The sequence below is a fragment of the Fibrobacter sp. UWH5 genome (assembly GCF_900142505.1).
Taxonomy (GTDB): domain Bacteria; phylum Fibrobacterota; class Fibrobacteria; order Fibrobacterales; family Fibrobacteraceae; genus Fibrobacter.
The window spans coordinates 75,793-92,242 of the sequence record NZ_FRBB01000014.1 but is presented as its reverse complement, the minus strand read 5'-3'; the positions used below and the strand labels follow the sequence as shown (position 1 = coordinate 92,242).

Sequence of the window (16,450 nt, the reverse complement as noted above, 5' to 3'; positions counted from 1 at the left end):
GACCGTTGCAAGAGGTTTTCCTGAAAATTTTTAGAATTTTCGCAAACGGACCTTCAAATAGCGCTTCTAGTGTTAACTTTTCTGGAAGTTAAGATTTATATTAATCGGTATGCGATACTGTATACGATGTGCAAGGGATATCGGTGAAGGGCACGAGTATTGCCCTCACTGCGGGACTCCGCAAAAGAGCCCCCTGCCTCGCCCAGTACCTGCAAAAAAGAAAACGATCTGGTTCAAGATCGCAATTATCGTGGGAATCGTGCTGGTATCGATTATCGCGGTCTGCGTATCCATGGCAGTCACCGTGTACGAAGATTCGAAACCCAATCCCGACGCCATCATCCACAACGCAAACGGGTCCATCACCACCACTGCAAAGACACTGCTCAAGGAATTCAACGACAACGAAATCCGCGCCGGCGAAATGTTCAACGAAAAGCGGGTCTCTTTCTCGGGATGCGTGGAATCCGTCAACGACATGCTCCTCTTTTCGACGGTTCACATCAACAACTGCGGAATCCTGGGCTCAAAAACCATCAAGGCCATCTTCCCCACCTCGGCCAAAAAAGACCTGGCCACCCTGGTAAAAGGGAACAAGGCGACCATCACCTGCACCATCGTAGATGGCGGCAACATCATGGGCGTCCTGGCAAAGGAATGCCTTGTAAATCGCTAGAAGTTAACGGTTCCAGCCGGAATGGCCGTCACCATAAAGCAGGGGGCCGTTATCATCGGGGTGACCTCCCCCGGTAACCGCGCCCTTCACTCCAAGCCAGCCACGCATCCTTTTGATACGTTCGGCCTTGCGCTTTTCGTCATCAAGTTTCTTCTCTTCATCCATAATGGCCCAAATATAGCCAAATCGGCCCCCTACAAAAAAGGCCGCCCCAAATTATTTGAAAGTTCTCTCCCCTATTTCACCAAATCCAGCAGTTTTTCATAGGAATCCACAACGTCATACGTTACAGATTCACTTGAAATTGCAGCGAAGTGCTTGCGGGCGCATTTGATTTTTGCGGATTCTATTTCACGTAGTTCCAAGGTACTCATGGAGCCCTTCGTTTCGGCGACGAAATAAACGTGCTTTACAGAACCTTCATGGAAGGCAATGGCCCAGTCAGGATTGTAGTTTCCAACAGGAGTGTTGATGAAGAAGCCTTTGGGGAGCTTGATATACAAAGACACATCCTTGCTTGCTTCAAGCTTCTGTGCAAAATCTCGTTCGTTTGTAGAATCGTAAATTAGATGATCGTACAAATGCTGGTGAGTTTCGCAGGCATTCATGCCCAACTTACCCTTCATGGTGTTATCGGTAAAGATGTTGGTTTCGTAGCGGGCTTCAAGTTTATTGTAGGTTATATGTTCTACAATAACGGTTGCCTTCTGCTCATTTATTAGGCGGCTAGCCTTGATGATGAATTCTTCCGGATTTTCCTGGAACTGGTCAAAAATTGGTTTGTGAATGCCGCGAAGAATGTCAACGACCACCTTACGGGTCAGTTGAGTTCCTTCTACAATTTTACCAACCAAGTCATACTTGACATTGGAATTTGCAGTAACGACGGCAGCCTTATTTTCTGTAGATTCCAGCTTAAAGGCATTGCCATTTTCCAACTGTTCCTTGGACTTGATTTCCTTTAACGAACCCTGGTCAATCTTGAAGAAAATCTTCGTGACACGCAGCTTTTCATTCAAAGCATTAATTGACTTGAGAATCAATTCATCTGTATCAAAATCCACCACATAGGCAGACTTTGCATTTATACGATTCCAAAGGTCCTTGAATTCCTTGGAGCCGAATTTGCTCTTGTTCAAACGAAGTTCGACGTTATTCTTTCGTGCATCATCAGGCTTGACGGCATCTGGATCGTAAAGCGTATCCAACAGAGAGCAAACACCAGCCGTATATTGAGCAACCTCTTCACTTAAATGAAGTGTACCAGCGGCTTTATCGACACGATATGCCTCAGTAAGCATACCCTTTTTCACATAGCCACATTCAAGAAGAGCATCGTATATATTCTGAGCCAAATCATCAGAAACGGCAATCTTTACGCCAGATTCTGTTTCCAGCTTACGACCCTTGAACAAGTCGATAGTCACCTTGACAGGGCGAGAACCGATATTCTCCGCCATTTCAGTCTGCAGAGCTTTGGCAAAATCTTCGTAACTTTCGTTTGCAATTACCGTAAGCACATTCACGGAATGAACATCTGCACCGAGAACTGCGGTATCCATACGTTCGCCATTCTGATTTACACAAAGGCGAAGGCCGCGGCCAACTTCCTGGCGCTTGCGAACTTCAGAACCACTACTCTTGAGTGTGCAAATCTGGAAAACATTCTGATTATCCCAACCTTCCTTAAGTGCTGAATGGCTGAAGATAAAACGCACAGGTTCTTCACGAGAAAGAAGACGCTCCTTATCCTTCATAATAAGGTCGTAGGCATCAACATCGTCAGATTCTGAGGAACCTTTCTTGAGCTCACAATCCTTAAAGCGACCGGCGCCTTTCTTGCTCTTGTCAATAGAGAAATAGCCAGCGTGAGCCTTGCGAGCTACAGTCTTGTCAAGAAATTCAAGGTAATCAGGACTTTCAAACAAATCCTGTTGCAGAGACTTACGAACGGAATCATATTCCTCTTCGAACATTTTGGCGTAAACGCCCTGCTCGTCAGCGGCATCATAATCACGATACTTCTTGACTTCATCTATAAAGAACAGAGACAGAACCTTAATGCCTTTGCTGAACAACGCCCGTTCGCGTTCAAAGTGTGAAATGATGGTTTCGCGAATCTGGATTCTGCGAAGCTGGTCTTCATTTACAACGCCCACATATTCGCCAGCAAGAAGCTTTTTCCCATTGGCAAATGTGATGGAGTTGTCGCGGCCATCTACCTCTGTAACGACATAGTTGTCCTTGTATTCCTCCAGTTCACCAGACTGCTCGTAAAGATTGAAACCCTTGCTTACATTTGCAGTTTTCTTCAGCAAGCCATTCTTGCCCTTGTAATCAAACTCCAATGTTGCAACAGGATTCTTGTCGGTAAACACCTGGACTTTTTCCAGGTACAGATAGCCTTCCGTAGCAGTAGAACCTGTAGCAGTAATACCTTTAACGCTGATTTTCTTGACCAGGCGCTTGTTATAGGCGTCCATGGCATCAAGGCGGTACACCATGTTATAAATGGCGTCCTTGCGATGGGTTGCGGAATAACGAAGCGTCATTAAAGGCTTGAATTCTAGCAGGCGATCCTTAGTCTTTTTTCCTTCGACACTTTGAGGTTCATCAATGATGAGAATCGGATTCGTGCTAGAAATAATATCGATGGGCCTACGGCTACGGAATTCGTCAAGCTTCATGTAGATGCGGCGGGCATCCTTCCCTGTTGCATTAAAAGCCTGGGCGTTAATGATCATCACATTGATATGGCTATCGCTTGCAAAATGATCAATCTCGGTAAGATTTTGGGAATTGTAGATAAAGAACCGAATGGACTTACCGTATTCTTCGGCAAAATGTTCCTGAACAATCTGGAAAGACTTGTACACACCTTCTCGAATTGCGATGCTCGGCACCACCACAATGAACTTGCTCCAGCCATAAGCCTTGTTCAGTTCATACATGGTCTTGATGTAGGTGTAGGTCTTACCGGTACCCGTTTCCATCTCAATGGTCAAATTGAAACGGCCATCCAGCTTTTCATCGGTTTGAAGGAGATTCCCTGCCTGCACCGCCTGTAAGTTCTTGAGCACCAGTTCATCGGTCATCTGCGGGACAAGAGGCTGGTTACAAAAGCCCATGACCTTGTTGTGGGCAGAGACTTCCCCACCGAACAGTTTCATCGTCCCGGAATCCAACAAATAGCTAGACTCCAAGTATGGCTGGCCAAGGAACACATCACAAACTGCCTTGGCGGCATCTGCCTGGAACTGCTGGTGCTTAAACTGGATTTTCATATAAAAAATGCTTTAACTTTTCGAAATTAGGGAATCAATATCATCAAAGGCGTTTTGCAAATCCTCTACATGATACCGTTCATACATGCCGAACACAACATCTGTCAATTTTTTTTCTTCGAGAACCGCAAGGATTTTATTGGCTGTTGTTTGTTTGTAGGCAGCGTACTGTTCCATCAAGAAACTAAAGAATTCCATTTCCTTAGTCATCAGCCTCTCCTTATGTAGAGAGAATTTCGAGGATTTCCGGTAACTCGTTCTGACTCCCACATATCAAAGATGCCCGCGCAACTAAATTCCCACATTTCAAGCTCAGGGTTGCAGAGCATTTCATACGTTTTTGAAAACAGGAATTTCTTATATGCGTCCATAATTGAATAGCCGTATTTTTGGCAAATCATCATGGACACTTCTTTGTCGTAATAGTCTAGAATAAACGGGAGAACCTTGTTCATAGGGAGATTCCCTCCACAAACTGTAGTTTCTGTAGCGACTTCTCGGAACGGAAGACGAACTGGTCGCAAAGTTTTTGCGGCAAGAGCCTCTTGATAGTTTCATCTTCATCGTAAAATCCGGCAAAGAAGAGCGAAATCACAGGCATCGTTCGGTCATTCGCTACAGGGCCTATGATAAGATCAAAATCATTTACAAAATCAACATTCTTTCGATTTGCAGAAACAAACCGCAACCAGGACTTATCGGCCTTTTCAAACTTGAGGCTTTTCAATGAGTCCAAATCACCGTCATCAAACTCAAAAACAGAAACAACTGGCGAACCAGACTCTTTTCGTTTCGCAGTAAGCGTAGCCCAACGAGCCGCCTGCTCATAACTGGAAGTCAAATAAAAACCTGTCCCGAAATCAAGTTTTCGGTCAGAAGCCAGGATAGCCGGTTTTTCGACAACAATGTTGCTTCCATGGTACAGTTTCATTTGATTCATCCTCTATGGGGAAATATACATTAAATCCAAAAACCTTTTAACCAACTTACTGCATGACAAGCATAAAACACAGCATTTCGTTTGTAACTTAGATTACTTTTATCAAAGCCGAGTTCATCGTAAGCCTTTTTCACTGCCGGATAGAATTTAAAAAGGTCTTCTTCTGAGAGCATATCCGAAATAGGATTTAAAATTCTTCGAGACGAATGTTTTAGCTCAAGCTTCTTTCCATCCCCAACAAAATCCATTATAGACCATGCGATTTTACCACAGCACACAACTTTTGTTATGTGTTCGCCTAATAAAGGCCACATTTTCAACCACAAATCCTTTGATTGATTTTTCATTTCATCATTAGGATTTTCATTTGCATTTCCACATCTTCGAGACCAAAAGCAAGCGTTTCCCACAGCACATTCCCATGGATTTAAATCTAAGGCTGCTTTTAAAGCAAGCGGAATTGTACCGTCTTCCCAAGGCTTAACATCGAGTTCTGGGAAAGGGCCTGAAACTTCATAGTTTTGGGAAAGATCTTTATTAGGATAAAGGCGGACAATCTTTTGATTTTTTGAATAGTTGCTATAAGATTTTTCGGTAATATTCTGAGCTTCGGCAACAACAAGAACACCATTCCAATTCTCAGGAATGTACGGAATATACGGTTCAGGAACAACAACATCCGTTAATCCGGAATAAAGTTCATTAGCGCAAATCGCAGCTAATTCTTTTCGAATTTCAAGTATTCCCATTTTATTCCATCAACGCAATTGACTAAAAATCTACCACACAAGGCATTTTTCTTTTCTGCATTTCTTCAATCAAGATGGTATTTACTTTTGCAAAGCTACCTGATTTATCGCACCCTACACATTGATTATTCATTTTTTCTTGAACATTTTCTTCAAAAGCAGTTTCTTTAAGCATTTTCAAATATGCACCTAAATCATCTAATTCCTCATATACGAATAGACGATAAAATTGTTTAAGAATCACTGCATTATTCAATATTGGACGCAGCCCAGCAAATTCATCTCGATTTAGCATATTTTTCAAAAAAAGATCGTAACACCCAAACAAACTATCATCTCTCAAAAATGGGAACATCCAGTACTGCGAACAAAAATTTATTACGGTAATCGCTTGAATGAACAATCCCATACATATGTTATAAAACTGAACGACGCTTTCACGACCCTCCTGTATCGGAAAACCAATAAGATTTAGATGTTCTAAGTAGCGTTCTTTCAAAGTTGGCTTATCATACTTCAAAAAGAGTGGTCTACCATTATCTTCGCCAATACATTTAATAACATCATCTACAGACGCAAAATTTTCAAAATACTTTTTTTCATTCATTTCAACATTCCCGAACAAATGCCAAAATGAATTCCTTGCTCCAATTTCACACAATTCTTTGTCAACAGATAAAAATGATAATGGCAAAATGATTACTCGGTTGCTGTGATTTTGAATAATATCAATGTCATCAGCAATTGACATTTTCAAATATTCAGCTAGATATTCCTTCGAACCATTTGCAGAAATCATTGCAACAGGATCATCAGATAGATGTTTTTTTCCAAATGTCAAAAAAGGAAACAAAGCCTTGCTTGCGACATTGAGATACATTCCTCCAATAAAAACACAAGTGTCAAAATCGCAGGGATAATTATTTAAGAAAAAATCTATAGTACGCTTATGACGTAACCAAAAAATTTGACATTCATTCTGAATTGAAAAAACTTCATCAACATCAAAATGCTCATATTTTTTCAATAGTTTTAGGTAATCCTTTTGAATAGATTCCATTGAAGAAAGAAGAACATCACATCCCATGTTCAGCCATCCTCTTTTTCAAATCATCAGAAATTCCAAATTCATCAACAAGTAATTTTATGGTTTTATTCATCACCATAACAGAATCGTACCAAACAGACTTCATCTTTTGTTGATTTTCAACATCTAAAATACAGTGATATTGGTGACCCGGAGAATCGCAAGAAAGTAAAGACGATTCTCTTATAGCTCCCCAAAGACCATGTTCAAAAGCAGAATCATAATCATAAATCAAATGCAAATCTTTTTCATCAACGGATTCAAATTTTTGTTTGACATTTCCACCTTCAAACATTCGAGTATCCATATTTTGCATCATTCTATTTTTATAAAAATCCACTAAAATATTCAGATACTGTAAATCAAAATGGCTTTTTTCATTCGGTTTCTTATTCAATGCAGAATATCGCTCCGTCACAAGTTTCAATCCACCCATACCATATGATTGATATTCCTTCCATATCTCAGAATTTTGTGTTTCCTGCTTTAAAAGGAACTTCATCATCACAAAATCTTCTATAAGAACACGGATGATTGACCGACCGGAGATTGTATTAAATAAATTGTGTTCTACAATTTCAAGAAAGCGCTTGTATGAATAAGTAGCAAGTCCCAGCAGAACCAGCATTTTATCATTCAAGGGATTTGTGATCCGATATAAATCGCCATAGTAATAAAACACATTTTTCACAAACACTGTATAGGATTCAACGATAGAATCTTCTACATCTTTTTCATACTGTAACGTAAATGATTTACATTCAAACATTGCGCCACACTTATTCCAAAAATCTTCTATAAATGGATGATTTACAAGAGGAAATTGCATCTCTATCGACCTTATTAAAGGTCTGATAGAACGCATCATCTCATCGGAATGTTCAATTATCGGATACAAGGACAATTCGCGTAATTGCTCTGGAGGAACATGAAATTTTCCAGATACAATTTGATAGTACAAAACACAAAACCTTACATCAGTGGAAAAATCAGATTGGTGATTTCCCATCTTACGAATCATTGATTCAAGGATATCACAATTTTTTTTGAAATCGACAGACTCATTAGAAAAATAGGCTGAAAAAACAGGTTTTTCGGAATACGAATAAAGAAGATTCAGCGGAGAAAGAACAGAAATATGATGCAGATTTTCAATTACTTGAAAAAATTGATCTTGTAACGGTTTATCTAATTCAAAAATTCTAGACCATGCAGGAAAAGGAAGCTCGTCTGATATGAAAGCTAGATTATACAAAAGTTCCATAACTTTTTGCAAACCTTCTTTTCTACTATCATAAGAATTTAGAATTAAGCCTATCCATATATATTCTGGAAGCCGCTCAGTAAACCAACTGCAGGGGTTTAAAAGTTCCCCTAAAGCATCATTCATTGGCGTTACAAAAACACCATTTCTAAATTCATGACCATTTAGAGAAAACTTTTTCGCCATATATTTTAAATCACCTTTACTGTAGTATTTGGGCTGAGGGTTTTGAAGATTTCGGTGACGTTGATTTTGGAGGGGGCGTCGCGGAAGGAGAAGTCGCGGAAGACGACGCGGAGGGGTTTCTTGGCGGCGATTTGGCGGATAACGGTTTCTGGGATGTTTTCGGAGAAACTTGCGATGAGGTCGCCGTCGTTGACATTGTGAATTGTGACGCCTTCGATAGTTTCTGTTTTGATGGGGAGCGACAGGGAGACGCCCCAATCGACGAGGCAACCGAAGAGAAGGTCCATGTCGGTGCGATTTTCCTTGATATTGCTGATTTGATCGAGGAGATTCTGCTGGGAGACTTCGCCGGCGGAATAATAGACATCCTTCATATTGGAGTCGTCTATTTTTAGGACACGGAAGCCGATGTCCAGAGTTTTGGCGGTGTTGTCAGAAGCATTTTGAGCGTCAAAGAGGTCGTTCTTTTCTGAGGACTTTTGTTGTTCGGCTTGTTTTTCGGCAAGGATTTTTGCTCCGGCACGACGGATGCGTTCCTTCCCTATTTCGCAGATATTCTTGTAGCCAGCCTTTGCGGCTTCAGAAGATTCATCGCATTTTTCAGGAAGCTGTACAAGAATAAACTTACGATGGCCACCATCTTCCGCGTTGAGTTGCATTACAGCATGAGCTGTTGTTGCTGAACCAGAAAAGAAATCTAAAACAATAGAATTTACATCCGTCACTTGAGATACAAAAGGCTGAATCAATTGACTTGGTTTTGGAAAACTAAATAGACGTTCACCGAAAAGAGAATCAATTTCTATAGACCCATTTCTCGTATATATATCTTGGCCCACCATTGATGTAAAACCGGGTAAATTATCATCTAGTTCATTGAGATATGTCTTTTTTCTAGGTCTTCCCGTAGGATCAGACGGCCAAATGATTCTTCCCTCTGTAATCAACCTAGACATCGTATTCCTGTCATAACGCCAGCCCATTTTGGGGCGTCCGTAATTAATTCCTGTAGCAGGATTAATCAAGTCATAATGAAGGTTCGGACGCTGAGATTCTGTAGCAATTCCGGCCATATTCGCACTTGCCCAAGGTCCAAGAGGATCATTATCGGGGTTTGAATATCCCTTACCGCTCCTTTCCTCTCCTTTAAATAATCGGATGTCATCTCTTTTCCCATAAACCAAAACATACTCGTGATCAATGGAAACGCCATTTATATTTCTATTATCTTTATTCTGCCTACTTTTCCAAATAAAATTTGATATGAAATTTGCGGAGCCAAATACTTCATCACACAAACTTTTCAAATTTCCCTGTTCATTATCATCAATGCTAATGAAAATCACGCCATCATCGGTCAACAAATTCCTGGCAAGGAGAAGACGGCTGTAGATCATGGAACACCAGTCAGAATGGAATCGGCCATTGCTGTCGGAATTTTGCACCATACGATTTCCCTCGTCGTCAATGGCTCCGCTTTCCTCATCGTACTTCTTGGAGTCCATGCGGAAATCATCCTTGTAGATGAAGTCGTTCCCGGTATTGTAAGGCGGGTCGATGTAAATCATCTTGACCTTACCAAGATAACCTTCCTGGAGCAGTTTCAGAGCTTCGAGGTTGTCGCCTTCAATGTAGAGGTTCTCGGTGGTATCGAAGTTGACGGACTCCTCAACGCAGGGGCGCAAGGTCTTGCGTATGGGCTTGGCAGCCTCCACCATGGCGTCGCGCTTCCCCACCCAGGTGAACTCGTAGGATTCATCCCCATCGGCAATGGCATCACCCAGAATCTGCTTCAAGGCGTCAAAGTTCACAGCCTTTGTAATCTTGCCGTTGGCATCCTTCTTTTCGGTAATGCAATTCGGGAACAATGCCGCAATCTTTTCAATGTTCATCTGAGTCATATCAGGAGTTTCAAACTTCATCTTTTCCATGAGGGAACCTTTCAATATATTTTCATAAGAAATCTAACTTTTTATAAAAAAAAAGAGTTCTACAAACAAATGTAGAACCCCTTATAACGAAGTAAATTCTATCTTCTAGCCCGCATCTCGAACAAAAATACGTCCTAATTCAAAATAGACTTCCTCTGAGCCTTCTTTATAGATGTTGATTACAATTTCTCCAGCTTCTTTCATGTTCATAATGACCCTAATCGGAAGTTGAACAAAATCATCACCATCAGCTTTTATTTCCAAGGGGATATCAGGCATGCAGCTATTCCCAGCTTCAGATATAGAGCGAACGACATATCGTCCAGCATCCTTCTTACGATCCAAGTTTACTCCGGCAAAGAAACACCAACGCATCGGTTCAAGCCAACGACGTTCCTTGGGAAAATTATTGACAACAACAACGGATCGATACACGCCAAGAAGCATATACTTGCCATTAACTTCTTGACGGAATTCTTCACAAAGAACTTTAGATTCTAATTGCATAAGGCTACACTTTCTCCATTGCTCATTCCAAAATAAGAATACGGATCGTAGTAAATCTCATTATCCGCACACTTATATTCCTTTTGATTTGTTTGGTACATCCGGCTCAATGCAGCGTAATCAATATCAATCAAGGAATTCTCATCAATATTACTGCAAACATCAATTTTGCAATCGCTATCAGCAAAACCTTCTTCGGCAAAATCAATGAGTTTCGGCTGGGAAGCAATATAACGAGCCAAAGCCAAAACTGTTGCCGAAATTTGCTTACCTTGCTTCCAACGATACACCGTATGGGGAGCCAAATCTAAGGCTCGTTCCATGCGAGCATCCGAAATTCCGGCAGCATTAATTTTTGCAATCAAGGAAGGCATGCTTTCATCGGCTTTTTCCTTGATTTTTCGTTCGACTTCTTCTTGAGAATCGGAAGAAATTCTAATATCAGAACCACATTCTTTGCAGTGGCAAACAACAACCTTCTGTTCTGCAGGTTCAGCCATTGGAACAAAGATTTTCTTTACTTTTTCGATAATCTCAATATGCTTTGAATCACAAACAGGACATTCTTTAACATTCATAATGTGTATCCTTTTTCATTGTCTTTGTCATTATCGAATTAAATTTGAAAAAAGTCAGCTTTCACGTTCGCCATCTCGTTTTATGGATTTCAGAACCATTTGAATTTGACCATTTTTCAATCGTTCAAACAGGGCCACGTAAAACAAGCGACTATTAAACGGAACTTTATAAGCATAAACAATCGCCCCTACAGGACCGCCCATTATTGGATACCTTAATGTATCAAGCTTGCAACTAATTGGAACGTTTGTCAGTCCAGCAACCCATTCCATTATCGCATCGTTATCATACAATTTAAGGATTTTATTTGCGTTATCTGAAGGTACGTTATCGTATATAGCTTGAAGCGACTTATTTGTACAGCAACCTACAAAATCACTCCATACAACATCAATATCTCGTTGAGGTGCCTTTTGAAAGCCTCCCTGAGAGCAACTCAAATTTTCCATTGGTAAAAACTCCTTTTATATCAAAAAACCCGCCATCAGCCAATGTTACTCAATAGGCGAGAATGCGCACAACACACCGTTTTACCACAATAATTACACACTATGTGTAATATAGACACTTTTTATACAAAAAACAAGGGGATTTTGGTGATTTTTTAGCAAAAAAAAGGTGTAAAGATCATTTACACCGCCAACCGCAACAAATTTACACCGCCATTAAGTAAAATAGACCGCCATTCTTTTATGTCTTCACATTTAAATAGAACTTTGCTCTACCATAAGTTCTTCCATCAGGTTTTGAACCTTTAGGAATAAAGATTTTGGATGTTTTTTCTGGGTTATAGATCATTATTCCGTTGTTTTTCCCTACAACAACAACCCAATGCCAATTGTGATTCTTGGTGTATCTTACTGCAACAAGATTTAAACCCTCAAAACTTTGCCAATCTTTAAATTTTTCAAACTTAGCCTCACCCTTGTAGCCCAATTTTCTCAACAAATCAATAATATCTTCTTTATTTGTTCTGAAATTTCCTGAGCTTTTTGAAATATCCCAATCAAACAATTTTGCTGCGATTTTCATAACATATTTTTGATTTAAATTCAAAAGCATCGCAACACAAGCTATTCCACAAGATGTGCTAAAAGTCTGCTTAATCAATCTCATTTGCAATTCTCCAACTTCTTAATTTCAGCCCTAATTTCCAACTGTCTATTAAACTGTTTTTCGTTGGCCAGCTTCTTTTCAAGTTTTTCGATTTGGGCCTTGTTTTTTTCGTTTTGTTTGACCTGGGCGATTTGGTCCTTAATAGAAACTTTCTCTAGATTCCCGGTCGAGCCGGGAATGACATCAGAATCGTTAGGATTTACAAGTTCGCTGTCTGGCGGTGCGACAATATTCTCAGCATCAGCGCTGCGGATAATGGATTCATAAACGGCATCTAGGTTATTGCCGGTTATGTTGAACAAGGATTCCGCATCATCTATCCAGGAGGTTCTAAAGAATCTGGCCAAGTTCTGGTCGTCGGATTTTTCCTTGAAATTTACAGCAAGGGTGCTTTTGCCATCGTATGTCAACACGAATACATTATGATGATGCAGATTCTTGTCGATAAAATCCAGGAGTTCCCTGGGGCATTCACGCTGTTTCAGCACAATTTCTAGAACATCGATTTCTACGACGTTCTCCCCTTTTTCTACACCCATGGTATCAGCAGTCAACTTGTTCTGCCAAATAATCTTTTCGACATAGCGGACAAACATTCCCTTGATTGCAGAAGACACCGAAAGCTTCGTATAGAACTTTTCCTTGGGAACGACTTTCCCAAATTGAGTGGTGCTTGGTAAATTAATCATAATTACGCCTTTCGTACCACAAGGAATGTCACAAGTTCAAAGTCATCAAGGCCGCGAATTTCATTACTGAGGGCAGTCGTTTCTCCATCACCAAAGAGGCTGTCAATATCGGATTCTTCCTTGACTTCAATAATCGAAGCAATAGCCTGCTGCAGCATGTCGCTATACTTGCCCATCTTGCGACCATCGGCAGTTTCCTTATTGAATGCATCGCATAAATCTGTAACCGGTTCACAAACACCCTTACATGCATGGCGCATCAAGTCCAGCATTCGCTTTGGCGAAAGGTGGTCACAAAGCACGGATCTATCGTCTTTTAAATACACCATATAGAAGGGGTGCAGGCGATTCTTGCTTCGAATATTTACCGCATTATTTCGATTACGCAATATGAAGATAACACCCGGTTCCATATCCTTTGAAGAAGGAACGATGGAGTAAATACCGCTGGGAGCCTTTTCGATTTCTCGATGATTTTCACGATACTGCAGAAGATCCATTCTGAAATCGTTCAGGCCGAGGTCAACAATGTTTACCCCGCCCTTCATATCTTCCAAGTCAACTACATCTTCTTTTAATCTACGCAGCTGTTCCTTACGATATTCCAGGTCTCCCTTTTCTTCGGCACTGATGGGGTTTTCGTCACCGCTTGCAGTCATCACAGAAATCTTCATTCGTGCAACAACACGGTCTTTCAACTTAATGTATTCATCAAGGCTAACATTGGGCCAGAAGTTGACTAACTGGATTTTTTCGTTCTTGCTGCCAATACGGTCTATTCGGCCGAAGCGCTGGATAATGCGAACTGGATTCCAATGAATGTCGTAATTAATCAGATAGTCACAATCCTGTAAGTTCTGACCTTCGCTGATACAGTCTGTCGCAATCAGGATGTCAATATCACCCGGTTCAACATTCTTCAAAAGAGCGCGTTCCTTGGAAATCGGCGAGAAATATGTCAGAACCGTATTAAAGTCAGATCTCTTTAATTTTAATGTGGTACGACCATCCACCTGGCCAGTCACAAGGCCTGAGTGGATTCCATAAAGGCTATTGATTCTACCCGATAGCTGATCATACAGGTATTCTGCCGTATCTGCAAAAGCCGTAAAGATGATGACCTTTTTATTGCCATTACCAGCGCAATCTGTGTTTATGGGATTGTCAATTTTGCTACAGATGGCCTTAAACAAAGTCTGCAACTTCAAATCATGTTCAGGAGAAATACCCTTGACCAGATCCTGCAGGCGATCAAGAACAGCCAAATCCTGTTTTAGTTCATTTCTCCATTTTACATAATCCATGTCGGCTAGGCTAAATTGAACATCCTTCCCTACCACAAATTCATCGTCAGCTTCGTTGATTGATTGAGCATCGTAAGTCACCTTGCTATCAGCAGAGTTCTTTGTAACACCACCGGCATTTTGTGCGGCTTCAAAATCATCAATTTTCTTGACAATGGACTTTACCAATTCGTGATATCTATTTAATGTCAGCTGAAAACCGTAAACGGAGCTTTCCAAACGCTTGAGCATGTTAATGCTCATCAACTTTCGAATACCCGTTTCACGACCCAGCAACATTTCTTTTTCGTCGCTGCTATCAATGTAATCGCTAATCTTACTAGGCTGAACAAAACGAGCTGGGCTATACACGCTCATCTGCAGCTGAGTAAGTAAGGTATAGATACTATCAAAATCAACACCCGGCAAATCCGTCAAATCTGGAGATTCTGACAGCGGAGCCATTCTCGTGGGGAATTTACCCACATCGTTAATGTCGTAGAAATTGGAAATATGCTTACGGGAACGAGCTATAGTTACGCAATCTAACAACTCAAAGAAATCAAAATCAAGCATTTCAAGGAGTCGTTCCGTAGTACGCTCTTCTGCAGGGAATTTGGCCCACGCATTATAGGCACCCTGAGCCTGCTTAAAAATAGATTCAATTCCATTATCCAACTTGAGCAAGGAATCCATCTTTTCGGCATCGCCTTCGTAGGCCAACTGCAACTGATTCTTTAAATCGTTAAAGCGGTTATTCACAGGTGTTGCAGAAAGCATTAGAACCTTGGTCTTTTTGCCCTTTCGAATAACCTGATTCATCAACCGCATGTAGCGATTTTCTTTTAATGGTTCCTGATCAATTTCATCGTCAAGATACTCTGCAGCTGCGCCACCGTTACGGAAGTTGTGGGATTCATCAATCACCACCAAATCGTAATTGTTCCAAATAAAGCGGCTTAAATCAATGCTGTTTGTATAACCTGATTCACGAGACAAGTCTGAATGATAGAGAACATCGTAACGGAATCTATCGCTGGCAACAGGATTGTTCGTTTGATTATTCTTGTAAGTCACCCAGTTGTTATTCAATTTCTTCGGGCAAAGAACCAAGACATCCTTATTGCGCTGTTCGTAATACTTTATAACACCGAGAGCAGTAAAAGTCTTACCCAAACCAACGCTATCAGCCAATATGCAACCATTGTACATTTCCAGCTTGTTGATGATAGCAAGGGCCGCATCTTTTTGGAAATTGAAAAGTTTTTTCCAGATGGCCGATTCCTTAAAACCAGTAGCGGAATTTGGCAAAACATCTTCGCTGATATCGTTTAGAAACTCATGGAAGATGTTGTACAGTGTTACGAAATAGATAAAGTTAGGCGAATTTTCCTTATAGACTGTAGCAATGCTATCAATCACCTTCTGGGTCACATCTTCAAACTTTTTTGAATCCACCCAGCATTCATTAAAGGTATTGATGAACGCATTAGAAAGTGGTGCAGAGATTCTGTTGCAAAGGTAGGCTATGTTGTTCCCTTTTTCAATGCCCAGGCCCACTGCAGAAAAATCATTAAAAGGAGTATAAAGTACATCATCCTCTTGCTGTTTTACATGCAAGAACGTCTGAAAATTTTGCTCCGTGGTATTGGTGCGGAACTTGGCCTTTTTGCGAATCCATTCAGCACATTCAACCGCAATTGCCTTCTGGTTTAGCTGATTGCGAAGTTTTAGCTCAAACTCACTACCGAAAAGAGCTTGCTCACGGGCAAAACGTTCGATATCAAATTCACGACTTTCTTTAGGATTTTCGCCCTTCACAAAAGTCGGTGAAGTAAAGATGAACCGCATAGAATCCACCTTTTCGAGTTCTTCTTTTAATGTTTCAAACGCAAAAAGCGAGAAACTGGCCGCCGCTATAGATAATTTTGACTTAGGGGTAATGTTTTTACGAAGGTCATCTACAACCTTCTCGGACATATTGTTAATTAAGCGCGGTTCCATATAAAAAAATACCCTCTAAAACAAATTGCTATATGAAGAAATATAAGTAGAAAAAGGTCTACAAGTAGCAACGATTTTCAAACAAGGCCAATAATTACAACAACAGCACAAATCTCAAATTGAGAAAAAGGGAAAATAAGCCACACTCTCCCCGC

The 16,450-nt window shown here is 40.8% G+C and carries 15 protein-coding genes; 1 reads left to right on the top strand and 14 read right to left on the bottom strand.

Translation table 11 applies throughout. The annotated features are described in order from the left end of the window. Window positions 1-109: 109 nt before the first annotated feature. On the top strand, window positions 110-676 hold the full coding sequence (locus BUB38_RS11495) for an OB-fold protein (protein ID WP_073160690.1): 567 nt from the start codon (window positions 110-112) through the stop codon (window positions 674-676). Between the two features lie 3 nt (window positions 677-679). On the opposite strand, the gene BUB38_RS16405 is transcribed toward BUB38_RS11495, so the two are convergent. From BUB38_RS16405 to BUB38_RS11425, 14 genes are all read right to left on the bottom strand, one after another. Then, window positions 680-841, bottom strand: coding sequence for a hypothetical protein (locus BUB38_RS16405; RefSeq protein WP_170932252.1), 162 nt, complete (start codon window positions 839-841; stop codon window positions 680-682). A 71-nt stretch (window positions 842-912) separates the two neighbouring features. After that, window positions 913-3,960: a type III restriction-modification system endonuclease gene (locus BUB38_RS11490; protein WP_073160688.1), complete on the bottom strand. Its 3,048-nt coding sequence runs from the start codon at window positions 3,958-3,960 to the stop codon at window positions 913-915. Between the two features lie 12 nt (window positions 3,961-3,972). After that, window positions 3,973-4,170: a DUF3791 domain-containing protein gene (locus BUB38_RS11485; protein ID WP_073160686.1), complete on the bottom strand. Its 198-nt coding sequence runs from the start codon at window positions 4,168-4,170 to the stop codon at window positions 3,973-3,975. Between the two features lie 241 nt (window positions 4,171-4,411). Then, a complete protein-coding gene (locus tag BUB38_RS11475; protein WP_217650885.1) occupies window positions 4,412-4,900 on the bottom strand; it encodes a DUF3990 domain-containing protein in 489 nt (162 codons plus the stop codon). Between the two features lie 20 nt (window positions 4,901-4,920). Further along, entirely contained in the window at window positions 4,921-5,649 is a 729-nt protein-coding gene (locus BUB38_RS11470) for a hypothetical protein (protein WP_073160682.1), read from the bottom strand. Between the two features lie 22 nt (window positions 5,650-5,671). Further along, window positions 5,672-6,736, bottom strand: coding sequence for a hypothetical protein (locus BUB38_RS11465; RefSeq protein ID WP_073160681.1), 1,065 nt, complete (start codon window positions 6,734-6,736; stop codon window positions 5,672-5,674). Further along, window positions 6,726-8,186: a DUF5677 domain-containing protein gene (locus BUB38_RS11460; RefSeq protein WP_073160679.1), complete on the bottom strand. Its 1,461-nt coding sequence runs from the start codon at window positions 8,184-8,186 to the stop codon at window positions 6,726-6,728. The genes BUB38_RS11465 and BUB38_RS11460 overlap by 11 nt, the downstream gene beginning before the upstream one ends. 5 nt (window positions 8,187-8,191) lie before the next feature. Continuing rightward, the gene (locus BUB38_RS11455; RefSeq protein WP_073160694.1) at window positions 8,192-10,117 is read right to left on the bottom strand and encodes a site-specific DNA-methyltransferase; all 1,926 of its coding nucleotides are present in this window, start codon (window positions 10,115-10,117) and stop codon (window positions 8,192-8,194) included. A 105-nt stretch (window positions 10,118-10,222) separates the two neighbouring features. Beyond that, window positions 10,223-10,624, bottom strand: a complete 402-nt coding sequence (locus BUB38_RS11450; RefSeq protein WP_073160677.1) for a hypothetical protein — start codon at window positions 10,622-10,624, stop codon at window positions 10,223-10,225. Next, window positions 10,615-11,202, bottom strand: a complete 588-nt coding sequence (locus BUB38_RS11445) for a hypothetical protein (RefSeq protein ID WP_073160675.1) — start codon at window positions 11,200-11,202, stop codon at window positions 10,615-10,617. The genes BUB38_RS11450 and BUB38_RS11445 overlap by 10 nt, the downstream gene beginning before the upstream one ends. A gap of 54 nt (window positions 11,203-11,256) precedes the next feature. After that, the gene (locus tag BUB38_RS11440) at window positions 11,257-11,652 is read right to left on the bottom strand and encodes a hypothetical protein (protein WP_073160673.1); all 396 of its coding nucleotides are present in this window, start codon (window positions 11,650-11,652) and stop codon (window positions 11,257-11,259) included. A 241-nt stretch (window positions 11,653-11,893) separates the two neighbouring features. Continuing rightward, the gene (locus BUB38_RS11435) at window positions 11,894-12,319 is read right to left on the bottom strand and encodes a cysteine peptidase family C39 domain-containing protein (RefSeq protein ID WP_073160671.1); all 426 of its coding nucleotides are present in this window, start codon (window positions 12,317-12,319) and stop codon (window positions 11,894-11,896) included. Beyond that, window positions 12,316-13,008: a DUF4391 domain-containing protein gene (locus tag BUB38_RS11430; RefSeq protein ID WP_073160669.1), complete on the bottom strand. Its 693-nt coding sequence runs from the start codon at window positions 13,006-13,008 to the stop codon at window positions 12,316-12,318. The genes BUB38_RS11435 and BUB38_RS11430 overlap by 4 nt, the downstream gene beginning before the upstream one ends. 2 nt (window positions 13,009-13,010) lie before the next feature. After that, window positions 13,011-16,295, bottom strand: coding sequence for a helicase-related protein (locus BUB38_RS11425; protein WP_073160667.1), 3,285 nt, complete (start codon window positions 16,293-16,295; stop codon window positions 13,011-13,013). Between the last annotated feature and the right edge of the window lie 155 nt (window positions 16,296-16,450).